This window comes from Arthrobacter sp. A2-55, from assembly GCF_025548615.1.
GTDB lineage: Bacteria > Actinomycetota > Actinomycetes > Actinomycetales > Micrococcaceae > Specibacter > Specibacter silviterrae.
In genome coordinates, this window is record NZ_JAJLOZ010000045.1 from 13,583 (window position 1) to 37,184 (window position 23,602).

The window sequence follows — 23,602 nt, forward strand, 5'->3', positions numbered from 1 at the left end:
GCCCTGCTATTTCCCCAGGAACTTCTCAAAGCCCTTGGGCAGGTTCAAGCTGGCCGGGTCGAAGTCCTCGTTGGCCGCCCCGAACGCAGCGCCCGTGGGAATGGATTTGGGCGCATTGGCCTTTTCCTCGGCGGCGCGGAGTTCGGCGGCTGCCTTGGCGGGATTTCCGGACCGGGCCTTCTTCTTGGGTGCCTGCTTGCCCTTGCGGGACCCCTTGAAGCCGCCGGGGCCGGCCATGCCCGGCATGCCGGGGATGCCGCCGCCCTGGGCCATCTTCTTCATCATTTTCTGTGCCTGGCCAAAACGCTCCAGCAGGCCGTTGACTTCAGAGACGTGCACACCAGAGCCCTTGGCAATGCGGGCACGGCGGGAGCCGTTGATGATCTTCGGCGCCACGCGCTCGTGCGGTGTCATGGAGCGGACAATGGCCTCAACGCGGTCGATCTCGCGTTCGTCAAAGTTTTCCAGCTGCTGGCGGATGTTTGCCGCGCCGGGCATCATCATCAGCATCTTCTTCATGGATCCCATTTTGCGGATCTGCTGCATCTGGGAGAGGAAGTCGTCCAGGGTGAAGTCTTCCTGGTCGGCGAACTTGCGCGCCATGCGCTCGGCTTCGCCCTTGTCCCAGTTCTTTTCCGCCTGCTCAATGAGCGTGAGCACGTCCCCCATGTCCAGGATGCGGCTGGCCATGCGGTCCGGGTGGAACAGCTCAAAGTCGTCCAGCGACTCACCCGTTGAGGCGAACATGACGGGCTTGCCCGTTATGGAGGCCACCGAGAGTGCCGCGCCGCCACGGGCGTCGCCGTCGAGCTTGGAAAGCACCACGCCAGTGAAGTTCACGCCCTCGTTGAAGGCCTGGGCCGTGGTGACGGCGTCCTGGCCGATCATGGCGTCAATGACGAACAGCACTTCGTCCGGGTTGATGGCGGCGCGGATGTCCGCGGCTTGCTTCATCAGCTCGGCGTCGATGCCGAGGCGCCCGGCGGTGTCAACAATGACCACGTCGTGCAGCTTGGACTTGGCCTCGGCCACGCCGGCCCGGGCCACTGCCACGGGATCGCCGGTGGCGGATTCAAATTCGCTGCTGACGCCGGGGTGCGGGGCGAACACGGGCACGCCGGCACGCTCGCCGTTGACCTGCAGCTGCTTGACGGCGTTGGGGCGCTGAAGGTCGGCGGCGACCAGCAGGGGGCTGTGGCCCTGGCCCTTGAGCCACTTGGACAGCTTTCCGGCCAACGTGGTCTTGCCCGCACCCTGGAGGCCAGCCAGCATGATGACGGTGGGCGGGTTCTTCGCCAGGTTGATGCGCCGGGTCTCCCCGCCCAGGATCGCCACCAGCTCCTCGTTGACGATCTTGACGATCTGCTGCGCGGGGTTCAGCGCCTCGTTGACCTCGGCCCCCAGGGCGCGTTCACGGACCTTGGCGGTGAATTCGCGCACCACCGGAACGGCAACGTCGGCGTCCAGCAGGGCGCGGCGGATCTCCCGCACCGTGGCGTCGACGTCGGCCTCGCTGAGCCGGCCCTTGCCGCGCAGGTTCTTGAAGGTTGCTGTCAACCGGTCAGATAGGGAGTTGAACACGCGCCGTGTACTTCTTTCGTCTGAGGAAATGCCATCACCCGCGCGGTTTGGCCAAGGGCGGCCAAACCGCTTGCTGCGGATGCGGCGTTCGAATTGCAGGATGAGAACGGCGGGCAGCCGGTGACGGCCGGCCCGCTCCCTTTCCTGTAGGACTCAACTATCAAGGGTATCAAGAGGCGGGGCCCGTGGGGGACACGGTTTTTCCCCTCCCGGCGGACGGGCGGCCAGCTGCACCCCTTCCGGAAATTTGCCCGCCGCGGCCGCGCCCGCCCTGATATTTTGACCCGGAAGTGACATGCTTGGGTTCGTGACGAAAACCACGCAGATCCCCAAAGTTGCCCCCGCCAAGCCCTCTGCCGCCACCGGCAGCGCCCCGCACGACGCCGGGTCCCCGGCTCCCGCGCCCGGCACGCCCGCCGCTTCGGAGCGGATCAAGACCCTGCTAATCCTGGGTGCCTCCGGCGACCTGACGGGCCGGCTCCTGCTGCCCGGCGTCGGGCGCCTTATCGCGTCGGGACGCGCCCCGGGCATCACCCTGGTGGGTGCCGGCAGCGACAACTGGACGGCCGAACAGTGGCAGGAGCGCCTGGCCGGCAGCTTCGCCGACGCCCTGGCGCCCGGAGGGGATTCCACCCCCGAGGGCATCAAGGCGCTTGAGGCGGTGCAGTCCAACAGCAGCTACCACCAGCTCGATGTCACGGCCAAGGGCGAGTTGGGCGCCTTCCTGGCAACCGTGGAGGGTCCTGTGGCCCTGTACTTTGCACTCCCCCCGGCCATCAGCCAAAAGGCGTGCGAGGTGCTGAAAAAGAAGGAGCTCCCGGCCGGCACCCGGCTGGTCATGGAGAAGCCTTTCGGCTCCAGCGCCGCCTCCGCCCACGCCTTGAACGCCACGCTGGGCAAGCTGGTGGCCGAAGACCACATCCACCGCGTGGACCACTTCCTGGGCAAGTCCACGGTGCTGAACATCATGGGGCTTCGGTTCGCCAACCGGCTGCTGGAACCGTTGTGGAACGGTGAGCACATTGAGAAGGTGGAAATTGTCTTTGACGAGGACCTGACCTTGGAAAACCGGGCCCGGTACTATGACCACGCCGGCGCCGGCAAGGACATGATCCAGAGCCACCTGCTGCAGATCATGGCCATCATGGCCATGGAGCCCCCCGCCACGCTGGGGCAGGAGGACGTGCGTTCCAGCATTGCCGCCGTCCTCCGGTGCAGCACCATCGGAAACTCCTACAAGCCGGACTTGGCGGACACCACCCGACGGGCCCGGTACACGGCCGGGACCATCGGCGAGCGCCAGGTGCCCAACTATGTTGACGAGGAAGGTGTGGACCCGGCCAACGACACCGAGACCCTGGCCGAGGTGGAGGTCTACGTCAACAACTGGCGCTGGGCGGGAGTGCCGTTCATCCTGCGTTCCGGCAAGGCACTGGGCCGTGCCCGCAAGGAGGCCGTGGTGACGTACAAGCCGGTGCCGCACCTGCCTGCCGGCTTCACCGGTGTTGACTCCCCCACGCGCCTGCACATCGGCTTCGGCCCCGAGACTCTTACCCTTGACCTGGACGTCAACGGGCCGGGCGACCTCTTCACCCTTGACCGCGTGCAACTGGAAACCGCGTTGGCCAGCGACCCGCTCCTGCCTTACGGCGAAGTGCTCGAGGGTGTGCTCAGCGGGGACCCGCTGCTGTCTGTCCGCGGCGACACGGCCGAGGACTGCTGGCGGATTGTGGAGCCGGCGTTTGCCGCCTGGAAGGCCGGATCCGTGCCCATGGAGGAATACGCGGCCGGCTCCAACGGCCCGTCCGGCTGGGCCACGAGCAACGACTGACACCTGCGAGGGGTGAGACAACGAGGTGGTTATCTCAAACCTCGACGGGGCCGGCACCCAGTCACGACGACGCCGGCACCCGGGTGGGATTCACTACCCACCCGGGTGCCGGCGTCGTTCTTTGAAAAGCGGTTCTGGGAAATGATTTAGATGGCGGCGACGCCGCGTTCGCCGGTGCGGACGCGGACTGCCTCGTACACTTCCACCATCCACACCTTGCCGTCGCCGGCGTTGCCTGTGTTGGAGGTGGCCACGATGATGTCCATGAGGTCCCAGGCGCGTTCGTCGGAGGTGAGGACCTCGATGCGGACCTTGGCGTGGAGGTCCACGGTGTACTCGGCACCCCGGTAGATTTCCGTGTGGCCGCGCTGGCGCCCGTAGCCGTGGGCGCTGCTGACGGTCAGGCCCTGCACGCCGTAGCCTTCCAGGCCGCCGCGGACGTCGTCGAGCTGTTCGGGGCGGATGATGGCGGTGATGAGTTTCATGCGTCAACCTTGGATTCGGTGCGGGCGGGGGTTTCGTGCTGCCAGGCGGGGTTTTCCTCCAGCGGGTGGAAGCTGCCGGAGACGCGGCCGCCGAAGTCGTAGGCGGATTCGGCGTGGACGGAAATGTCGATGCCTGCGGACTCGTGGGCAGAGGAAATACGGAAGCCCATGGTCTTGTTGATGATCCAGCCGATGACGTAGGCCACGATGAAGGAGTACAGCATCACGGCGAAGGCACCGACGGCCTGCTTGCCGAGCAGTTCCAGGCCGCCCCCGTAGAACAGCCCCTGGCCGGCAGCCGGGGAGTTGGGGTCCGCGGCCAGGCCGATGAAGAGGGTGCCGATGATGCCGCCCACCAGGTGGACGCCCACCACGTCGAGCGAGTCGTCGAAGCCGAGGCGGAACTTCAGGCCCACAGCCATGGCGCACACCACGCCGGCCAGCAGTCCCAGGGCCATGGCCCACATGGGGGTGATGGCGGAGCAGGCGGGGGTGATGGCGACAAGCCCGGCGACGGCGCCGGAGGCGGCACCAAGCGAGGTGGCGTGGCCGTCGCGGAGCCGTTCCACCAGGAGCCAGCCGAGGGTGGCGGCACACGGTGCGGCGAGCGTGTTGATCCAGGCATACCCGGCCACGCCGTTGGCGCCCAGGGCGGAGCCGGCGTTGAAGCCGAACCAGCCGAACCAGAGCAGGCCGGCGCCGAGCATCACGAACGGCATGTTGTGGGGGCGGTGGCTCGGGTCCTTGCCGAAGCCCTTGCGCTTGCCCAGGATCAGGCACAGTGCCAGGGCCGCGGCGCCGGCGTTGATGTGGACGGCCGTGCCGCCGGCAAAGTCGATGACGCCCAGGCCCTGGCCCAGCCAGCCGCCGGTGTTGTTGCCGTTGGCGTCCTTGTTCAAGTCAAAGACCCAGTGCGCCACCGGGAAGTAGACCACGGTGACCCAGATGGCCGCGAACACCATCCACGCGCCGAACTTGGCCCGGTCCGCGATGGCGCCGCTGATGAGGGCGACGGTGATGATGGCGAAAACGGCCTGGAATCCCACGAAGGCAATTTCCGGGATGGTGCCCACCAGCGGCATGGTCTTGCCGGTGTCCAGGACCCCTTGCAGGCCCAGCTTGGCCAGCGGGTTGCCGAGCAGCCCGCCGCCAACGTCCTTGCCGAAGGCTGCCGAGTAGCCAAACAGCACCCAGAGGACGCCGACGACGGCAATGGCCCCGAAACTCATCATCATCATGTTCAGCACGCCCTTGGCCCGGGTCATGCCGCCGTAAAAGAATGCCAGGCCCGGTGTCATCAGCAGCACTAGTGCTGCCGAAACCAGGACCCACGCTGTGTCGCCAGTATTCATGGCTCTGCCGGCCTTTCGTTGCAAGTGAGGTTTTTGCGGTGCCGCGTCGTCGGGGCTGGTGCAAGGAGGACACTTACAACTGTGCCGCCGGAGTGTTTCGGCATGGGGCGGCAATAATTTCGTTTAAGTTACAAAAGGCGGCAACAGGTTAAATCCTGTCGCCGCCTTTGTTTCCGGCATGTTACGGGCCGGGCCGCACACCGCTAGGACAGCAGCGCGTCCACGAAGTTTTCCGCGTCAAAGGGCGCCAGGTCGTCGGCACCCTCGCCGAGGCCGATGAGCTTGACCGGCACGCCCAGCGTTTTCTGGATGGCCACGACAATGCCACCCTTCGCCGTGCCGTCCAGCTTGGTCAGGACGATGCCGGTGATGTTCACGACGTCGGAAAACACTTTCGCCTGGCTCAGCCCGTTCTGCCCCGTGGTGGCATCAAGCACCAGCAACACCTCATCCACGGTGGCCTGCTTTTCAATGACGCGCTTGACCTTGCCGAGCTCGTCCATCAGGCCCACCTTGTTTTGAAGGCGCCCGGCGGTGTCCACCATGACCACGTCCACCTCCTGCTCAATCCCGGCCTTCACCGCTTCAAAGGCGATGGAGGCAGGGTCCGCACCATCGACGTCGGACTTCACCGTGGGCACGCCCACACGGGCACCCCAGGTGGCCAGCTGCTCGGCGGCCGCGGCGCGGAAAGTGTCCGCCGCGCCCAGCAGCACGTCCTTGTCCTCGGCCACCAGTACGCGGGCCAGCTTGCCCACCGTGGTGGTCTTGCCGACGCCGTTGACGCCAACCACCATGAGCACCGCGGGGCGACCGTCATGGCGGCCAATGTTCAGGCTGCGGTCCATGGTGGGGTCCACGAGCTTGATGAGTTCCTCGCGGAGCATCGCCTGGACGTGCTCCGGGCTGCGCACGCCCAAAACCTTCACGCGCTCGCGCAGGGTGTCCACCAGGTCCATGGTGGAGCCGGTGCCTATGTCCGCCAGCAGCAGCGTTTCCTCGACCTCTTCCCACACGCTTTCATCAATCGTGTCGCGGGACAGCAGCGCCAGCAGCCCCTTGCCCAGGGCGTTGTTCGACTTCGACAGGCGCGCGCGCAGCCGCACCAGCCGGCCCTCCACGGGCAGCGGCTTTTCCAGGGCCGGGGCGGCCGGGGCGGCCGGTTCGGCCGTGTCCACGCCCTGCGCTTCCAGGCCGGACGTTTCCATGCCCGACGGCGGCGCCTGGGCGCCCGGGCGGTCCTCCAGCAGGGTGCCGGTTCCGGCCGAATCGACGGGGGCGGGGTCGTTGGCGTCGCGCGGCCCCGTGTAGTTTTGGGTGTTCTTCCGGGCCTTCAAGAAGACAGGGATGAGGCCGCCGACGACGGCCAGCCCAATGACGATGTACAGGATGGTGGCAAGAGTCTGGTTCACCGTCCAAGTCTCTCACGGGGGCGCGGGCGGCCACGGCCCGGTCCCGGTTGTGAAACACTCAATCTGATGTCCACCAATGCCGCCGCCCCAGTCCCACCACCAACAGCCGCCCGCACTGTCACGCTGCCGCGCGAAATCAAGGTCCTGGTGGCCGCCGCCTTCCTGATCGCCATCGGCTTTGGCATTGTGGCGCCCGTGCTGCCGCAATTTGCCCAAAGCTTCCACGTGAGCGTGGGCGCCGCGGCCATTGTGGTCAGCGCCTTTGCCTTCACCCGCCTCGTCTTCGCCCCGCTCAGCGGTGTCCTTGTGGAGCGGCTGGGCGAACGGCGGACCTACATCCTGGGCATCCTGATTGTCGCGGCGTCCTCCGCGGCGTGCGCCTTCGCCCAGAATTATTGGCAATTGCTGATATACCGCGGGCTGGGCGGCATCGGCTCCACCATGTTCACCGTCTCAGCCATGGGATTGCTGATCCGGCTGGCCCCACCGTCCGCGCGAGGCCGTGTTTCCAGCCTGTATTCGGGCTCGTTCCTGCTGGGCAACATCGCCGGACCCGCCATTGGCGGGCTCCTGGCTGGCTTCGGCCTGCAGCTGCCGTTCCTGGTGTACGCGGGTGCGCTGGTCCTGGTCGCCCTGCTGGTCGCCACCATGCTGCCCGCCGTGAAAAGCGCCGCCGTCGCGGTCCCGGCCGCGGTGCAAGCCGGCGGTCCCGCGGGAGGCGGGGGACCGGCGTCGGACGCGCCCGGCGCTTCGGGGAAAGGCACGACGGCGGCGTCGCGGGAGCCGCTCCCCCTGCGTGCGGCGCTGCGCATTCCCGCATACCGCGCCGTACTGGTCTCGAGCTTCGCCAACGGGTGGTCGGCTTTTGGCATTCGCATGGCGCTGGTGCCGCTGTTTGCCACCGCAGCCCTGGGTGCCGGCCCCGAGGTGGCGGGCATTTCCCTGGCCGTGTTTGCCATCGGCACTGGCGTGGCCCTGCTGTTTTCCGGCAGGCTTGCCGACACCTGGGGCCGCAAGCCGATGGTCCTGCTGGGCCTGGCCGTCAACGGCATCGGGATGGGCGTCCTCGGGTTCACGGGCAACGAGTTTTGGTTCTTTGTGGTCTCAGCCATTGCCGGGCTGGGCAGCGGCCTCATGGGACCGGCGCAGCAGGCCATCGTGGCGGACGTCATTGGCAACGAACGATCCGGCGGCAAGGTGCTCGCCACGTTTCAAATGAGTTCGGACCTGGGCGCCATCATCGGCCCCATTGCGGCCGGGTACCTCGTTGACCTGTTTTCCTTCGGCCTGGCGTTTTCCATGGCCACCGCCGTGGCGCTGCTCGCCGCGGTGTTCTGGCTCTCCGCCCGGGACACCAAGTTCCAGCCCTGACCGCGCCGTCAAAAAAGTGATGGAGCGTCGGGGAAAAACCCGCAGAAGGTGATAGAGGGTCCGGGAAAAGCCCGCGAAAAGTGATGGAGCGTCGGGGCGGGGCGGAATGCCGGGATCAGGCGGGGGCGGTTGCGCGGTCGATCCGCTGGCTGATGACGGTGGAAACGCCGTCGCCCCTCATCGACACCCCATATAGGGCGTCGGCCACCTCCATGGTGCGCTTTTGGTGCGTGATGATGATCAGCTGGCTGGATTCGCGCAGTTCCTCAAAGATGGTGATGAGTCGGCCCAGGTTCGTGTCGTCCAGCGCCGCCTCCACCTCATCCATGACGTAGAAGGGCGAGGGCCGGGCCTTGAAGATGGCCACAAGCAGCGCCACGGCCGTCAGCGAGCGCTCCCCGCCGGACAGCAGCGAGAGGCGCTTGATCTTCTTGCCCGCCGGGCGGGCCTCCACCTCGATGCCCGTGGTCAGCATGTCGTCGGGGTCGGTAAGGACCAAGCGCCCCTCCCCTCCCGGGAACAACCGGCCGAACACGCGCTCAAACTGCACTGCCGTGTCCGCGTAGGCGGAGGTGAAGACCTCCTCGACCCGCTGGTCCACTTCCTTGATGATGTCCATGAGGTCCTTGCGGCTGGATTTCAGGTCCTCCAGCTGGGTTGAGAGGAACTGGTGGCGTTCCTCCAGGGCTGCAAATTCCTCCAGGGCCAGCGGGTTGACTTTGCCCAGGGCTGCCAGGTCGCGTTCGGCCCTCTTGAGCCTTTTCTCCTGCTCCTCGCGCACAAACGGGGTGCCCTCAGGGACTTCCGCCCCTGTTTCGTCCACTTCAACGCGCAGCGCAGCCCACTTGTCGGCGCCCGCCCCGGGGCTGGGCGGGACCAGCGTCTCCGGGCCGTATTCGTTGATGAGGTGGTCAACGCTGAGCCCCAGCTCCTCGATGGACTTGTTTTCCAGCTGTTCAATGCGGAGCCGCTGCGCCTCGCGCGCCAATTCGTCCCGGTGGACGGAGTCCGTCAGCCGGGCCAGCTCCACTTCCAGTTCCATCGTTGCCGAGCGCACTGCCATGAGCTCCACCTCGCGCTGCGCGCGGAGTTCCTCCGCCGCGTCCCGCTCCTGCTCGCCTTGCTCGATCGACGCCGCAACATGCTGCAGGACCTGCCCGACGGCGGCCGCCACCGCCTCCGCCTTCCCCGCCTGGCGGCGGCGCTGCAACGCCCGCCTGGCGGCCTGTTCGCGGGCCGTGCGTTCGGTGGCGGCAGCCCGTTCCAGCGCCGCGGCCCGGTTCCGCACCGCGTTCAGCTGCTCTTCGGTGCTGCGCAGCGCCAGCCGCGACTCCATCTCGACGGCCCGCGCGGCCGTGGCCTGCGCAGCCAGAGCGTCCCGTTCCTCCATGGACGGGTCCGCGCCGGTGGGCTCTTCCTGGGCGCGGGCCAGCCGGGCCGCCACTTCCTCCAGGGCCTGCTGTTCCTTCGCCAGGTTGGCCGTGGCCAGCCCCAACGCCTGGGCATGCCGTTCCGACTCCCCCGTTGCGGATCGCAGGGTGGCGCCAAGTGTTCCCAGCCGTTCCGCCACCGCCGCGATCCTGGCGTCGGAATCGTGCAGCGCCGCCAGGCTGGCCTCCTCTGCGTCTGCGGCGGCCTGGCGGCGCGCAGCGGCTGCGGCCAGGGCAAAGCGGGCCCGCTCCCCGTCAGCCACCGCAGCCCGCAGCTTCGCATCCGTTTCATCCACGGCTGCCTGCAGTTCCAGCAGCGACGGCGCCGTGGCCGAACCGCCCCGCACGGAGAACGCGTTCAGGACATCCCCGCCGGCGGTAACGGCCGTCAAGTGCGGGTAGCCGTCCAGGAGCTGCACCGCAACGGACAGGTCGGGCACCAGCACCACCCCGTCCAGCAGGGCGTCCAGCACGGCAGCTATTTCCGCTGGCCCCGTGACCTGTGCACGCCCTGCCGCGACGCCATCCACCGCCGCCACCGCACTCTCGACGAGGGTTGCCCGCGCAGAGGGTGGTCCATCCTCAGACCCGGCCGGCGCGGCCGACGCAACGACCAGTGTGACGCGGCCGCCGTCGTCCGCCTTGATGCGCTCCAGCGCGGCGACTGCGGCGGCCGAATCGGCCACAGCCACTCCCCCTGCGGCCGCGCCCAGGGCGGCAGCAATGGCCGTTTCATGCCCGGGCGCCACCGTGAGCAGTTCCGCCACGGCGCCCAGGATGCCGGGCAGGCCCGCCGACAGCACGTGCGAGGAGGCATCCTTGCGCAACAGCCCCACCGCCAGGGCCTCGCGGCGGGCGGCAAGGGAGTCACGTTCCCTGTCGGCTGCCAGCTGGGCCGCCGTCAAGCCCTCCATGAGGGTGTCGATGTCCGCCAATGCCCGGGCGGCTTCCTCATAGTCGGCGTCGAGGCGTTCCTCGCCCTCCTCGACGCCGGCCACCTGGGATTCCAGCGCCGCGAACTCGCGGGCTGCGGCCGCATGCCGCTGCTCGCCGGCGTCGCGGCCCTGGTGCAGCCGCCCGATCTCGGCCTCCGCGGCTTCCACCCGCGACCTGGCCGAGGCAACCTTGCCTGCCAGCCGGGCCAGCCCTTCCCGGCGGTCGGCCGTGGCCCGGAGCACGTCGCGGACCCTCTGCTCCTCGGCCCGGACGGAGGCTTCCACGTCGTCCTTGATTTCCATGGCCGCCTCCAGGGCGATGCGCCGTTCCTCCAATTCGAGGTCCAGCTCCGCCTCTTCCCCGCGCAAGCGGGCGGCCTGCACCGCCAGCCTGTCCGGGTCCCTGCTGGGATCCGCGGGGGCTTCGGCTGCTCCCAGGTGGCGCTGGCGCTCGGCGGCCAGCAGGCCCAGGGACTTGAACTTTTCCTGCGTTGCCGAAAGCTGGTACCAGGTGTCCCGTGCCGCGGTGAGGACGGGGGCCGCGGCGGCGGACAGCTGTTCCAGCTCGGCCTGCCGGCTGCGGCCCTCCTGAAGTCCCTGCTCCACCAAGGCACGGCGGGACTTGAGGGCCAGTTCGTCCGCCACGTCCTTTTCGACGGCGGTGCGCAGCGTGACCAGGCTGTCGGCCAGCAGGCGGGCCTTGGCATCGCGGACGTCAAACTGCACGGCCTGGGCCCGGCGTGCCACGGCCGCCTGCTTGCCCAGGGGCGTGAGCTGGCGGCGGATCTCACCCGTCAGGTCGCTGAGCCTGGCCAGGTTGGCTGACATGGTGTCGAGCTTGCGCAGGGTTTTTTCCTTGCGGCGGCGGTGCTTGAGGATGCCGGCAGCCTCCTCAATGAAGCCCCTACGGTCCTCGGGCGTGGCATGGAGCACCTTGTCCAGCTGGCCCTGGCCGACAATGACGTGCATTTCCTTGCCCAGGCCGGAATCGGAGAGCAGTTCCTGGATGTCCAGCAACCGGCAGCCCGTGCCGTTGATGGCGTATTCCGAGCCGCCTGTGCGAAACAGTGTCCGGGAGATGGTGACTTCGGTGTAGTCGATGGGCAGGGCGCCGTCGGTGTTGTCAATGGTCAGTGCAACATGCGCCCGGCCCAGCGGGGGGCGCCCGGAAGTGCCGGCAAAAATGACGTCTTCCATTTTTCCCCCGCGCAGGGTCTTGGCGCCCTGCTCCCCCATGACCCAGGCCAGCGCATCAACCACGTTCGACTTGCCGGAGCCGTTGGGGCCAACCACGGCCGTCACTCCCGGTTCAAAGTCAAAGGTGGTGGCCGATGCGAACGACTTGAAGCCTCGCACGGACAGACTTTTTAGATGCAAACTGTTTTATACTCCTGCGCAGGGGCGTTATTTCCGTTGTTAATCTACCGCGAATTCCATGTTTGGCAGGGTAGCCGCCCGCATGTATGCGCCGGGGCGCATGTGCGATAACCTCCCTGGAAGGTGCATAGTTAAGGCTGAGGCTTAATGTCGGGACAGGGACAGCGCACCTTTGTCACTTTTGTCCCGGCGAATATTAACCGGTTGGTTTCGGCCGGGCACCACAAAATACACAAGACAAAGGCTGGAATTTGATCGGCAACGCGACTTTTCGTCACCACAACACTGCCTTACTTGCCGTCACCAGCGTGGAGGCGCCCGTGGTGGTCAGTTCCTCCGACTTTGATGAGCGCCTGGCCCCGAGCCTGAAGCGGTTGCGGCTGTCCAAGCGGTTGCTGGAACGTGTTGCAGGAGTGAAGGAACGCCGCTGGTGGGCGCCCGGAACCGCGTTTGACGACGCCGCCATTGAGGCCGGCGCGAAGGCCCTGGCCGAGGCCGGAATTGAGGCAGGGCAGATCGGCCTGCTCATCAACACCTCGGTGACACGGCGCAACCTGGAGCCCTCCGTTGCCGTCAAGATCCACAACGGGCTGGGACTGCCCTCCTCCGCCATGAACTTTGACCTGGCCAACGCCTGCCTCGGGTTTGTCAACGGCATGACCCTGGCCGCGAACATGATTGATTCCGGCCAAATCAAGTACGCACTCATTGTGGCCGGCGAGGACGCCCAGGCCACCCAGGAAACCACCTTCCGCCGGCTGAATGCGGAAACGTCCACCCGGGAGGACTACCTGCGGGAGTTCGCCACCCTGACGCTGGGCTCCGGCGCGGCCGCCGCCGTCATCGGCCCGGCCAGCGACCACCCCGGCGCGCACCGCATCCTGGGCGGGGTTTCCCGCGCCGGCACCTCCCACCATGAGCTGTGCGTGGGGGGCCCCGACGGCATGTTCACCGACACCAAGGGCCTGCTGGACAACGGGCTGGAGCTGGTCACGAACGCCTGGGACGAGGCCCACACGGATGGTTGGGACTGGCGCAAGATGGACCGCTATGTCACCCACCAGGTGTCCAATTCCTACACCAACGCCATCATCAAGGCCGTGGACCTGGTCCGCAGCAAGGTGCCCGTGACCTTCCCGAAATGGGGCAATGTGGGCCCGGCTTCGCTGCCCATGACGCTGGCGCAGGAGGCGCAGACGCTCTCCGCCGGCGACCGCGTGCTCTGCATGGGCGTGGGTTCCGGACTCAACACGACCATGATGGAAATTGCGTGGTAACTGCCGCTTTGCCCCCGCAGGACCCTTCCCGCCACCCCGATCCCTGGCCCGGCGTGCGCGCCTCCTGGCGCCGGACGCTGTCCGTGCCGTCAACGTCGGCGGCGGACGCCCCCGGAACACGCCGCGAGTGGCACTTTCTGGACAACCGGGACGACGTCGACGCCACCGGCCTGGCGCCCGCCGGGACCCTGCTGTGCGTGCATGGCAACCCAACGTGGTCATACGTGTGGCGCAGCCTGCTGGCCGGGGCCACTTCCCCGGAAACCCTGGCCGACGGCGGACCGTGGCGTGTCATTGCCGTGGACCAGCTGGACATGGGCTTCTCCGAGCGCACCGGCACCTTCCGCCGCCTCGCGGACCGCATCAACGACCTCTCCGACCTGACTGCGGCCCTGAAACTGGACGGCCCGGTGGTCACTGTCGGGCACGACTGGGGCGGCATCATCTCCCTCGGCTGGGCCGTGCGGCACCGCGAACAGCTGGCCGCCGTGGTCCTCACCAACACGGCCGTGCACCCGGCGGGATTCACCCTGCCCCCTGCCCTGAAGCTGGCCCTGCACCCGGCCGTGCACCCCTGGGGCACCAAGACCACCGCGGCGTTCCTGAAGGTGACCCACGCCCTGGCGCAGCCGGCACTGGCGCCCTCCGTGCGGGACGCCTTCATGGCCCCGTACCGCACTGCGGTGCGGCGCGCCGGGGTAGGCAACTTCGTAGCCGACATTCCGGCAACCCCCGCCCACCCTTCGTGGGCCGCGCTCGAAGAGGTGTCCTCCGGCATTCGCACCCTTGGCGTGCCGGCGTTCATGATGTGGGGGCCGAAGGATCCCGTGTTCTCCGACCGCTACCTGCGGGACCTCCTGACACGACTGCCGCAGGCCGACGTGCACCGCTTTGAGGGTGCCGGCCACCTGGTCCAGGAGGACCGGGACATTGCTGGCCCCACCTTTGCCTGGCTGGCCAGGCACGTCGACGCCAGTCACCGCGCCCAGGGTGGCAGTGCTGCGCAGGGTGGCAGTGCCGCCCAGCCGAAGCCCGAATCCGCGCCTGCCTTCCGTCCCATGCTGGCGGAGGTCGACGCACGGCGTGAAGATTCCTCCACCGCCATTGTGGACATGCTGGCGGGCGGGGCCGCTCGCAGCCTCACCTGGGCGGAACTTGCCCGAGACATAGACGACCTGGCCGCCGGGCTGGCGGATCTCGGCGTCAAGCCGGGTGACCGTGTCAGCCTGCTGGTGCCGCCGGGGATCACCCTCACCACGCTCATCTACGCCTGTCTGAGATTGGGTGCCGTGATCGTGGTGGCCGATGCGGGCCTGGGCACGAAGGGACTGGGGCGGGCCATCAAGGGCGCCGGTCCCGCCTATCTGGTGGGTGTCGGCCGGGCGCTGGCTGGTGCCCGGATCTACAACTGGCCCGGCGTGAAAATCGGCGCTGGCGACTCCACCCCGGCCGCGGACAGGGCCGGGCGCAGGCTGCTGGGAGTGGCAGCCACCGTTCCGCAGCTCATGGACAAGGGCCGCGTGCTCCGCCTGGCCGGCGCGGCCGCCGCACCCGCCGTCCCGGACCCCGACGCCGACGCCGCGGTGCTGTTCACCTCCGGCTCCACCGGGCCGGCCAAGGGCGTGGTCTACACGCACCGGCGGCTGGCCGCCATGCGGGACACCCTGCAGGCCACGTACAAGCTCCGGGCCGGCACGTCGCTCGTGGCCGGCTTCGCCCCGTTTGCCCTGCTGGGCCCGGCCCTCGGGGCCACGTCCGTCACACCCGACATGGACGTCACGGCCCCGCGCACGCTGACGGCCAAGGCGCTGGCGGACGCTGCAGCCGCCATCAACGCCACTGTGGTCTTCGCCTCCCCGGCCGCGCTGGTCAACGTCGTGGCGACCGCGGCGGAACTCCCACCCGCCCGCAAAACCGCGCTGGCCGGCGCCGAACTTTTCCTTTCCGCAGGCGCGCCCCTGGGCGAACCCCTGCTGGCGCAGGTCCAGGAGCTGGCACCCCATGCCTCCCTGCACACCCCCTACGGCATGACCGAGGCACTGCCGGTGACGGACATCGACCTGGCCGGCATCAGGGCGGCGGGGACCGGCGACGGCGTGTGCGTGGGACTGCCCGTCAGTGGCGCCTCGGTGGCAATTGCGCCAGTGCGCGCCGATGGCACCGGCAGCCTGGCCCCCACCACGGAACCGCACGTGACCGGTGAGATCCTGGTCAGCGCCCCGCACGTGTTGGAACGCTACGACCGCCTCTGGATCACGCAGGAGCACGCAGCCGCCATCCCCGGCTGGCACCGCAGCGGCGATGTGGGCCACCTCGACGCCGAAGGCCGCCTGTGGGTCGAGGGGCGCATGGCCCATGTCCTGACCACGGCCAACGGAGTCCGGACGCCGGTGGCCGGTGAGCTGGCCGCCGAATCGGTGCCCGCGGTGGCGCGCGCGGCCGTCGTCGGTGTTGGCCCTGCCGGGGCCCAGGTGGCCGTGGCGATCGTTGAGACGGCGCCGGCCGCCCGGCGCTCCGGCTTGGCCGATAACTTTCTGGCCCGCGATGTGCGCGCCGCCGTGGCCCTGACCGGGCTGGTGCCGGCCGCCGTTCTGGTCATCGACGCCATGCCCACGGACGTGCGCCACAACTCGAAGATTGACCGGGCAGCCCTGGCGGCCTGGGCGTCGCGCATGCTGGCCGGAGCCAGGCCGGGGCGGCCCTGATGCCGGGCCCGACGGCGGCAGCCGGCACCCCGGGCCCGTCCCGCCGCGTCCTGGTGACAGGCACCAGCGGGCTGCTGGGCCGCGCCGTGGCCCGGCTCCTGCACGCCCGGGGCTGGTCCGTCCGCTCGCTGCAGCGCCGCGCCGTCCACGACCCGTGGGAATCCGTGCAGGGTTCCGTGGCCGATCCTGACGTTGCAGCGCGGGCCGCGGCAGGCGTTGACGCCGTCATCCACCTGGCTGCGAAGGTGTCTTTCACCGGCGAATGGGCGGACTTTGTCTCCACCAATATTGTGGGGACCCGCCAGCTGCTGGCGGCGTCCCGGCATGCGGGAGTGCGGGATTTCGTGTTTGTGTCCTCCCCGTCCGTGGCGCACTTTGGCTCCTCGATCGTGGGTGCGGGCGCGGGAAGCGCCGATCCTGAACGCGCCCGCGGCTTTTACGCCCGGTCGAAGGCTGCTGCCGAGGACCTGGCACTGGCCGAGGACTCCCCGGAGTTTCGGGTGGCGGCCATCCGCCCCCACATCGTCTGGGGGCCCGGCGACACACAGCTGGTGGAGCGCGTGGTGGAGCGCGCCCGCGCCGGCCGCCTGCCCCTGCTCGACGGCGGCCGCGCGCTGATCGACACCACCTATGTGGACAATGCCGCGGAAGCGATTGTGCGCGGGCTGGAGCGCATGGACCACGCCCACGGCCAGGCCCTGGTGGTGACCAACGGCGAGCCGCGTCCGGTGGGCGAGCTCATTGCCGGGATCTGCCGGGCCGCCGGCGTGCCCGAACCCGCCTTTTCCGTGCCGGGCTGGTTGGCCCGCGGCGCCGGCTCGGTCATTGAGAAGGCCTGGCTGGCTGCGGGAACGCGCGGATGGGTCCGCGATGAGCCGCCCATGACGCGCTTTCTGGCCGAACAGCTCTCAACTGCTCACTGGTTCGACCAGCGACACACGCGCGAGGTGCTCGACTGGACCCCCGCGATCTCCCTGGATGAAGGCCTGGCCCTGCTGGCTCGGCATTACGGCAACTGACGGCGAGCACTGGAGTTGCCTGCATTTCAGGCCCGAACGCTGGAGTTGTGTGCAAGATTGCCCTGCGGAACCACCGTTCTCGCAAGCAAGTCCAGCATTCACTGAGTGGGTTCAGGCCGCACGCTCCGAGGCTGACAGGTAGGCAGCCAGAACGCGGGCCTTGACCTCGTCCGGCCGCTGGAGATGGCGCCACTTGATGCGGATGAACCGCCAGCCCTCCTCCATGAGGGCACTTTCCCGTTCGCGTTCTGCCACCAACGCTTCGTCCGTCGGTGTTGCATAGTCGAAGTATTTGGTGTTGCCGTCGAACTCCACAATCAGTTTCACCCCGCGCCAGGCCAAGTCCGGACGGTATTCCTTGCCGTCAACGTAGAGGGTGACCTGCAGTTCCGGCGGCTCAAGGGGCAGTTGGGCGACTATGAGCCGGGTGCGCGTTTCCCCGGCGGATTCTGCCAAGGCATTGAGCATTCCAATGGCCTTAACGGCACGCTTGATGCCCCGGTAGCCGGCCATTCTGGCTGCGAGGTTTTCCAACTCCGCCAGCTTCAACCCCCTGTGCAGCGCAGAGTCGCCAATGACAGCGGCCAAGTCCAATGGCGCGACACGGGCGCAATCGAGAACAGTGCGGGCCAGGCTGGTAATAGTCACTGTGCCGACCCCCGGAACGTATTTTTGCACCAGATCATCGGGGCCGAGGGTCATGTGGTGAACCACTACATCGGCAGCCCCTTTGCCGAGGGAGGCGCCATAGGGGACGTTGACGTGTATCTGGTCCGGGGTATTCCACGCATGTTGTCCATGCAGGCGTGCGGCACTGAAGTGCGTATAGGCAAGTCTTCCTTGGGACCCGGCAATATGGGCGGCGAGCAGGCTCTTGGCCTGCACCCACGGCTTTTGGGCGCGCCATTTATGCATGGGCATGTAAACTCCGCGGCGCAAGCGAAATAGCGCCCCGCAACGGACAGCGTCCGCCACGAACCGGGCATCCATGCCGGCATCCGCAAGCTGCGCCGCTGTGGCAACATACCTCTCGGCGGGCCACCGCTGCCCAAGGTGCATCCGAATTCTGGACTCATTCATGTCACTGAGCCTGTAAGAAAGGGGTGGGACGTTCAAGACCGGATGGGTCCACTGTGGATAACGTACCCTCACCCCGGCCGAACCGGACCTTGACTGCTGAAGTCCGTCGCGAAACAGGTGGCTGCATCAACATTTTCTGCAGCGAACACCAGTTCCCACGAACTACTGCCTCAAGCGTGCCGGACAGGCTACAGCCTGGCGTTGCGCGGCTGTGGCTGGCACGCGGGGCAGCTGTAGGACGACCGGTTCATGAAGGTGTCGCGACGGATCAGCGTGGACAGGCCGAGTTCGGCACAGCGAACACACGGTTTCCCCTCGCGGCCGTAGGCGTTCAGTGACCGGGCAAAATATCCTGAGGCGCCGTTGACGTTGACGTACAGGGAATCAAAGCTGGTGCCGCCGGCGTCCAAGGCACGGACCATGACGTCGCGGGCTGCGTGGATGATGCGTTCGGTGTCCGGGCGCCGCATGGTGTCGGTGGGCCGCGCGTAGTGCATCTTCGCAGCCCACAAGGCCTCATCGGCATAAATGTTGCCAATGCCGGAGACCAGCCCCTGGTCCAGCAGCGCGCGTTTCAGCCCCGTCTTCCTGGCGCGCAGCTTCTGGTGGAAGGCCTCGATGTCAAAGTGCGGGTCCAGCGGGTCGCGGCCGATGTGGGCCGCCTCGGCGGGAACCAGGGCCCACCCGGTGCCTGAAGCATGTCCGTTCACGTCGGGCCCTATTTCGGCGGCACCGCGGGTTCCAATGCCGCCGCCGGGCAGCCCGTCCGCCGTGGGCACCAGCGAGGTCACGAAAAGGCCGCCGAAAATTCGCTGATCGATGAAGCGGAGCTCCTCGGGCGCATCCTCGCGCGGGGAGAAGGTAATCCGGACCTTGAGGTGTTTTTCATGCGGCTGCCCGGGAGACTCCACCAGGAGCTGGCCGCTCATGCCCAGGTGGGCCACCAGGGCGGTGTGGGGCAGTGAACCTCCGTACGGCTGGGAACCGGGCGCCGAATCGGCCAGGGGCATCCAGAGGAACTTGCCGCGCCGGACCACGTCCAGGACAGTGGCACCCAGCAGGTTTCCGCGGAAGTCCTCGGTGCCGAGTGCGTGGCGGCGGATGGAGCGCGGGTCCGGGACGGAAACGGCCGTGACGGTGCGCCCGGCAATCCAGCGTGCCAGTCCGCGCCGCACCACCTCAACTTCGGGCAGCTCGGGCATTTAGCCGGCAGCTGTTCCGGACGCCGAACCGGCGGCACCACCCTTGCCGGCAAAACGCTCCTGCAGGACGTTCCAGCCCGCGGCGGCTGCGGAGCGCTCGGCCTCCTTCTTGGAAGGGCCTGCGCCCGTGCCGAAATGCTGGCCGCCGATCAGCAGGCGTGCGGAAAAGGAGCGGTTGTGGTCCGGGCCGGTGCCGGTGATCTCGTACTCAATGGTGCCGAGGTGGCGTGCTGCGGCAATTTCCTGGATGTTGGTTTTCCAGTCGGTACCGGCGCCCAGGACGGCCGAGTCCGCCAGCAGGGGTCCCACCAGGCGCATGACCAGCTCGCGCGCGGTCTCAATGCCGTGGGTGAGGTAGGTGGCGCCGATCAGTGATTCCATGGTGTCGGCCAGGATCGAGGACTTGTTGCGGCCCTTGGTGAGGCGTTCGCCCTGGCCCAGATAGATGAATTCGCCTACGCCCAGCGAGCGGGCGATCGAGGCGAGGGCGCGGGTGGAGACGACGGCGGAGCGGCGCTTGGCCAGCTCGCCCTCGGGAAGTGTGGGGTTGTCACGGTACAGTGCGTCGGTGACGGAGAAGCCCAGAATGGAGTCACCCAAAAATTCCAGGCGCTCATTGGTGGGGATGCCACCATTTTCGTAGGCGTAGGAACGGTGCGTCAGGGCAAGACGAAGCGTCCCGGCATCAATAGTGACACCGAGACGCTTCAAAAGCAGTTGATGGCCGTCCTCAAGCTTCGGGGATTCCGGGTCTGAGGACACAAGCAACTCCTGCAAAAATTGTTAACCAGTGAACGGGCGGCCGGCCGGCCGCACGGACGTCTTAGACGTCGGCAACCTTACGGCCCTTGTACTCCAGGAACAGGGCGGTGCCGGCGGAGTCGGTGACAACCCGCGCCTGGTGCGGCAGGCTGTAGACAACTTGGCCGTTTTCGATGGTCTTGACCAGGTTCGGCGCAGTGGCCTTCCACTGGGAACGGCGTGCGCGCGTATTGGCACGGGACATCTTCCGCTTGGGAACAGCCACGGCAAACTCTTTTCTCTCGATAACGTGCGGCACGTGCCAACACGAAAAAACTTGATTTGCTAGTTTTCTTCGCCGGTTAAGCCCTGTAGGGCAGCCCACCTGGGATCCAGGATCTCGTGGTGGTGCCCCGGCTCATCCGCAAGGCGTATTCCGCATTCGGAACACAGGCCCTCACAGTCTTCCCGGCACACCGGCTGGAACGGCAGGGCGGTTACCACTGCGTCCCGCAACACCGGTTCAAGATCGATAGAATCGTGCTCGACCCAACGTTGCTGATCTTCCTCTTCGTCAAGGCCCTGTTCGGGTTCCTCGTAGAAGAAAAGTTCTTGCACATTGACTTCAAGGTCTTCCTCGAAGGCCTCAAGGCAACGGGAGCATTCGCCGGTCAGATCGACCAACACGCTTCCCGAGACGAGAATTCCTTCATGAACGGCCTCAAAACGGAGTTCCAGATCCAATTCGGATCCGGGCGTCGCGCCAATGAGCGGGGTGCCGAAATCCTCCGGCACAGGTACTTGTTCCTTCAGGGTCCACATGCTGCCCGGGCTTCGCCCAAGCTCCCTGACACCAATGGTGAGGGGCGTGCCATGGTTGGACTTGTTGCCCAACGTGGTTGCGCTAATGAGAACTCCTGAGTGAACATAGGACCGACGCACCATCCTATCGCGAATAACCATAGGCTTCAAAACGTGCGTCACCGGGCCAATTCGGCCTTGTCCAGTCTACTGCAGGGCGCGGCCGGGCGTCGACATGACGGTGCCGCGTCCCGGGTGATGTAACTCTCACCATGCACGACGCCGGAGGGCCGGCCTGCGCTGCGACCGGCAGTTGGTCCCGGGGAGACCAGGCTACAGGCTCGGTGGAACCAGTGGCACCGGCCGGGTGTCCGGACCCACGTCGCCCTGCAAGCGGCGCAGTACGGCCCGCGGCACATAGTCGGCAACATCCCCTCCCAGCGAGTGGACTTCCTTGATGAGGGTGGAGGACAGGTGCAGGTAGCGGCTGTCCCCCGGCAGGAACACGGTCTCCACGCCGGAAAGCTGGCGGTTCATGGTGGCCATGGGCAGCTCATAGTCAAAGTCGGACGAGGACCGCAGGCCCTTCACGATCGCTGATACACCGTGCGAGTGGCAAAAGTCGGAGAGCAGCCCCGCGCCCATCGGTTCAACCACAATCCCGGACAGTGCGGAGAAAGTGGTCCGCGCCATTTCAAGTCGCTCCACCAGGGAAAACCTGTACGTCTTGGCATAGTTGGTGGAAACGGCCACGATCACCTCGTCAAAGAGGCCGGTGGCACGGGCAATGACTTCAATGTGCCCCTTGTGGATCGGATCAAACGACCCTGGGCAGACGGCGCGTCGCATGCCATGAATCTATCCGATGAACCCCGCCAAGACGACCAGGCCCCAGCCATGTCCCGGCATTGGCCGCCAATGTCCACCATACGGGCCGGTAGCCGCCGGCCCGCAGCGCGCTGCAGGTAACGTTGTCAGGTGAAGGCGACTTTTCACCGGCCGCGCCGCCTCACGGCCAGCAAGGAGCAGCAATGAGCACGCCATGGCAGCGCACCGCGCAGGGCGCCAACCTTCTGGGCCCCGACGGCTCCCTGGGGGTGACGATCTTTGAGGAGATCACCACGCTGGCCGCCCGCCACGGCGCCATCAACCTGGGCCAGGGGTTCCCGGACGAGGACGGCCCGGCCGAGCTGGGCCGCATGGCCCAGGACGCCATCGCTGCGGGACACAACCAATACGCACCCGGAAAGGGCCTCCTGTCGCTGCGCACCGCGGTGGCCGAACACCAGGAGCGGTTCTACGGCCTCACGCCGGATCCTGAAACTGAAATCATCATCAGCACCGGCGCCACCGAGGCCATTGCCAGTGCCGTCCTGTCACTGACGGGCCCCGGCGACGAGGTCCTCACCTTTGAGCCGTTCTATGATTCCTACGGCGCCATGATCGGCCTCAGCGGCGCCCGCCACACCACCGCCGCACTCCTGGCCCCGGACTTCATGCCGGACCTGGCAACCCTGGAAGACAGCTTCAGCCCGCGCACCAAGATGGTCATCATCAACAACCCGCACAATCCCACCGGCGCCGTGTTCCCCGAGGCCGTGCTCACGGAGGTGGTGCGCCTTGCCATCAAATACGACGCCGTCATCCTCACCGATGAGGTCTACGAGCACCTGACGTTTGGTCCCCGGCACATACCCGTGGCCACCCTGCCCGGTGCCGCGGACCGCACGCTGACCATTTCCTCCGCCGGCAAGACGTTTTCCTATACAGGCTGGAAGGTGGGCTGGCTGTCGGGGCCTGCGGAACTGGTTGCCGCCGCCCGCACCGTCAAGCAGTTCCTGACGTACTCCTCCGGCACGCCGTTCCAAAGTGCCATCGCCGCCGGCCTGCGCATGGATGAGCAGTTCTTCACCGGCGCCGCAGCCACCTTGGCCCGCAAGCGGGACATCCTGGCCGAGGGACTGCGCGCCGCAGGCCTGGACGTGTACCTGCCCCAGGGGACCTACTTCATCAACGCCGACACATCCGCGCTGGGCATCACCGACGCCACGGCGCTGGCCCGCCGCCTGCCGGAGCTGGTGGGCGTGGCGGCGATCCCGGTCCCCGTGTTCTGCCACCCCGAAGGCGCCCGGCGCACGCGCTCGCTGCTGAGGTTCGCGTTTTGCAAGAAGGAAGCGCTGCTGGAACAGGCCGCCGAACGCCTCGCCACCCTCAAGGACAGGCTGTAGTGGTCCTGGCCAGCAGGTTCCTGGGCGCCAGCGGCGTCCACGCCACGATCGATCCCGATCCGTGGCATGCGAATGCGTTTGTGTTTAGCATCGACAACGCCGAGCAGTCACATGTCAACCTGGCGCACCCTGGGGATGTGTTTTACGAATACCTGCGCCGCATTGCCAACGCCGTGGACCTGGTCAAGCCCGCCGGTGAGCCTGTTGCCGCGCTGCACCTGGGGGCCGGTGCCCTGACCCTGGCCCGCTACATCCAGGCCACGCGCCCCGGATCGGTCCAGCATGCCGTGGAGCTGGAACGCGAACTGCTTGACTTTGTCCTTGAACAGCTCCCCCTGCCGGCCGGGACGTTGCTCACCGGCCATGTGGGCGACGCCCGCGAAGCGCTCGGCGAGCTGCCCGCGGGACTTGAGTTCGACGTCGTCATTCTTGACATTTTCAGCGGACCGGACGCACCCGCACACCTGGCCTGCACGGAGTTTTACCGGGAGGCCGCGGGCGTGCTGGCGCCGGGCGGAGTGCTGCTGGTCAATGTGGGCGACGAGCCCGGGTTTACGCTGGTTTCCAGCCAAGTGCGGGCACTGGGCGCGGCCATGGCCGGCGTCGCGGCGTACGGCACCAGCAATCTTTTTAGCCGCCGTTTTCCCGGCAACATCATCCTGATGGGGCGCGACGGTACCTGGCCGGAAGAATGGTCCCAGGCACTCGTCGCGGCGGGCCCGCACCCGGCCACAGTGCTCAGCGGCCTGGAGCTCGACGGGCTCGCCGGCTAGCC

General features: G+C 67.3%; 18 protein-coding genes and 1 pseudogene. 7 read left to right on the top strand and 12 right to left on the bottom strand.

Features of this window, described 5'->3' with window-relative positions; translation table 11 throughout:
• Nucleotides 1-6: 6 nt before the first annotated feature.
• Nucleotides 7-1,581: a signal recognition particle protein gene (gene ffh, locus LPN03_RS12990; protein ID WP_262454531.1), complete on the bottom strand. Its 1,575-nt coding sequence runs from the start codon at nucleotides 1,579-1,581 to the stop codon at nucleotides 7-9.
• Nucleotides 1,582-2,011: 430 nt separating this feature from the next.
• Between ffh and LPN03_RS12995 the strand changes: the two genes are divergently transcribed.
• Nucleotides 2,012-3,412, top strand: coding sequence for a glucose-6-phosphate dehydrogenase (locus tag LPN03_RS12995; RefSeq protein ID WP_262454541.1), 1,401 nt, complete (start codon nucleotides 2,012-2,014; stop codon nucleotides 3,410-3,412).
• 146 nt (nucleotides 3,413-3,558) lie between these two features.
• On the opposite strand, the gene LPN03_RS13000 is transcribed toward LPN03_RS12995, so the two are convergent.
• The 3 genes from LPN03_RS13000 to ftsY all read right to left on the bottom strand — a co-directional run bounded on the left by LPN03_RS13000 (nucleotide 3,559) and on the right by ftsY (nucleotide 6,661).
• Nucleotides 3,559-3,897 (bottom strand): P-II family nitrogen regulator, encoded by a 339-nt coding sequence (locus LPN03_RS13000; protein ID WP_165181142.1) that lies wholly within the window; start codon nucleotides 3,895-3,897, stop codon nucleotides 3,559-3,561.
• Nucleotides 3,894-5,249 carry an ammonium transporter gene (locus LPN03_RS13005; protein ID WP_262454532.1) on the bottom strand — a complete coding sequence of 452 codons (1,356 nt, stop codon included), beginning with the start codon at nucleotides 5,247-5,249 and terminating at the stop codon, nucleotides 3,894-3,896. Before LPN03_RS13005 ends, LPN03_RS13000 begins: the two co-directional genes overlap by 4 nt.
• 203 nt (nucleotides 5,250-5,452) lie before the next feature.
• A complete protein-coding gene (gene ftsY / locus LPN03_RS13010) occupies nucleotides 5,453-6,661 on the bottom strand; it encodes a signal recognition particle-docking protein FtsY (RefSeq protein WP_262454533.1) in 1,209 nt (402 codons plus the stop codon).
• 66 nt (nucleotides 6,662-6,727) lie between these two features.
• Here ftsY and LPN03_RS13015 point away from each other — a divergent pair, with 66 nt between their 5' ends.
• Nucleotides 6,728-8,032 carry an MFS transporter gene (locus LPN03_RS13015; protein ID WP_165181139.1) on the top strand — a complete coding sequence of 435 codons (1,305 nt, stop codon included), beginning with the start codon at nucleotides 6,728-6,730 and terminating at the stop codon, nucleotides 8,030-8,032.
• Nucleotides 8,033-8,147: 115 nt separating this feature from the next.
• Here LPN03_RS13015 and smc read toward each other — a convergent pair whose 3' ends face one another.
• A complete protein-coding gene (gene smc / locus LPN03_RS13020; protein WP_262454534.1) occupies nucleotides 8,148-11,774 on the bottom strand; it encodes a chromosome segregation protein SMC in 3,627 nt (1,208 codons plus the stop codon).
• A 251-nt stretch (nucleotides 11,775-12,025) separates the two neighbouring features.
• Here smc and LPN03_RS13025 point away from each other — a divergent pair, with 251 nt between their 5' ends.
• The 3 genes from LPN03_RS13025 to LPN03_RS13035 are packed head-to-tail and all read left to right on the top strand — an operon-like array spanning nucleotide 12,026 to nucleotide 16,775.
• Nucleotides 12,026-13,051, top strand: a complete 1,026-nt coding sequence (locus tag LPN03_RS13025; RefSeq protein WP_165181138.1) for a 3-oxoacyl-ACP synthase III — start codon at nucleotides 12,026-12,028, stop codon at nucleotides 13,049-13,051.
• The gene (locus LPN03_RS13030) at nucleotides 13,045-15,756 is read left to right on the top strand and encodes an alpha/beta fold hydrolase (protein ID WP_262454535.1); all 2,712 of its coding nucleotides are present in this window, start codon (nucleotides 13,045-13,047) and stop codon (nucleotides 15,754-15,756) included. The genes LPN03_RS13025 and LPN03_RS13030 overlap by 7 nt, the downstream gene beginning before the upstream one ends.
• The gene (locus tag LPN03_RS13035) at nucleotides 15,756-16,775 is read left to right on the top strand and encodes an NAD-dependent epimerase/dehydratase family protein (RefSeq protein ID WP_262454536.1); all 1,020 of its coding nucleotides are present in this window, start codon (nucleotides 15,756-15,758) and stop codon (nucleotides 16,773-16,775) included. Before LPN03_RS13030 ends, LPN03_RS13035 begins: the two co-directional genes overlap by 1 nt.
• Before the next feature lie 111 nt (nucleotides 16,776-16,886).
• Here the strand turns inward: LPN03_RS13035 and LPN03_RS13040 are convergent, their stop codons facing one another.
• From LPN03_RS13040 to coaD, 7 genes and pseudogenes are all read right to left on the bottom strand, one after another.
• Entirely contained in the window at nucleotides 16,887-17,696 is an 810-nt protein-coding gene (locus tag LPN03_RS13040) for a hypothetical protein (RefSeq protein ID WP_262454537.1), read from the bottom strand.
• Between the two features lie 9 nt (nucleotides 17,697-17,705).
• Nucleotides 17,706-17,855: pseudogene (locus LPN03_RS20955) on the bottom strand (hypothetical protein); the annotation flags it as partial.
• Between the two features lie 188 nt (nucleotides 17,856-18,043).
• The gene (mutM, locus tag LPN03_RS13045; protein WP_262454538.1) at nucleotides 18,044-19,057 is read right to left on the bottom strand and encodes a bifunctional DNA-formamidopyrimidine glycosylase/DNA-(apurinic or apyrimidinic site) lyase; all 1,014 of its coding nucleotides are present in this window, start codon (nucleotides 19,055-19,057) and stop codon (nucleotides 18,044-18,046) included.
• On the bottom strand, nucleotides 19,058-19,819 hold the full coding sequence (rnc, locus tag LPN03_RS13050; RefSeq protein WP_165181134.1) for a ribonuclease III: 762 nt from the start codon (nucleotides 19,817-19,819) through the stop codon (nucleotides 19,058-19,060).
• A 61-nt stretch (nucleotides 19,820-19,880) separates the two neighbouring features.
• Nucleotides 19,881-20,084 carry a 50S ribosomal protein L32 gene (gene rpmF, locus LPN03_RS13055; RefSeq protein WP_165181133.1) on the bottom strand — a complete coding sequence of 68 codons (204 nt, stop codon included), beginning with the start codon at nucleotides 20,082-20,084 and terminating at the stop codon, nucleotides 19,881-19,883.
• Nucleotides 20,085-20,143: 59 nt separating this feature from the next.
• Nucleotides 20,144-20,620, bottom strand: coding sequence for a YceD family protein (locus tag LPN03_RS13060; protein ID WP_165181188.1), 477 nt, complete (start codon nucleotides 20,618-20,620; stop codon nucleotides 20,144-20,146).
• Between the two features lie 312 nt (nucleotides 20,621-20,932).
• A complete protein-coding gene (gene coaD, locus LPN03_RS13065; RefSeq protein WP_165181132.1) occupies nucleotides 20,933-21,448 on the bottom strand; it encodes a pantetheine-phosphate adenylyltransferase in 516 nt (171 codons plus the stop codon).
• Nucleotides 21,449-21,630: 182 nt separating this feature from the next.
• Between coaD and LPN03_RS13070 the strand changes: the two genes are divergently transcribed.
• Entirely contained in the window at nucleotides 21,631-22,827 is a 1,197-nt protein-coding gene (locus tag LPN03_RS13070; RefSeq protein WP_165181131.1) for an aminotransferase class I/II-fold pyridoxal phosphate-dependent enzyme, read from the top strand.
• A complete protein-coding gene (locus LPN03_RS13075; RefSeq protein WP_262454539.1) occupies nucleotides 22,827-23,600 on the top strand; it encodes a spermidine synthase in 774 nt (257 codons plus the stop codon). The genes LPN03_RS13070 and LPN03_RS13075 overlap by 1 nt, the downstream gene beginning before the upstream one ends.
• The last annotated feature ends 2 nt before the right edge of the window (nucleotides 23,601-23,602 follow it).

Coding starts and splice junctions, on each gene's coding strand:
- mutM (WP_262454538.1), bottom strand. CDS start 19,057: ATGCCCGAGCTGCCCGAAGTTGAGGTGGTGCGGCGCGGACTGGCACGC.
- LPN03_RS13000 (WP_165181142.1), bottom strand. CDS start 3,897: ATGAAACTCATCACCGCCATCATCCGCCCCGAACAGCTCGACGACGTC.
- LPN03_RS13015 (WP_165181139.1), top strand. CDS start 6,728: ATGTCCACCAATGCCGCCGCCCCAGTCCCACCACCAACAGCCGCCCGC.
- coaD (WP_165181132.1), bottom strand. CDS start 21,448: ATGCGACGCGCCGTCTGCCCAGGGTCGTTTGATCCGATCCACAAGGGG.
- LPN03_RS13035 (WP_262454536.1), top strand. CDS start 15,756: ATGCCGGGCCCGACGGCGGCAGCCGGCACCCCGGGCCCGTCCCGCCGC.
- LPN03_RS13005 (WP_262454532.1), bottom strand. CDS start 5,249: ATGAATACTGGCGACACAGCGTGGGTCCTGGTTTCGGCAGCACTAGTG.
- LPN03_RS13070 (WP_165181131.1), top strand. CDS start 21,631: ATGAGCACGCCATGGCAGCGCACCGCGCAGGGCGCCAACCTTCTGGGC.
- LPN03_RS13040 (WP_262454537.1), bottom strand. CDS start 17,696: ATGCCCATGCATAAATGGCGCGCCCAAAAGCCGTGGGTGCAGGCCAAG.
- LPN03_RS13060 (WP_165181188.1), bottom strand. CDS start 20,620: ATGTGGACCCTGAAGGAACAAGTACCTGTGCCGGAGGATTTCGGCACC.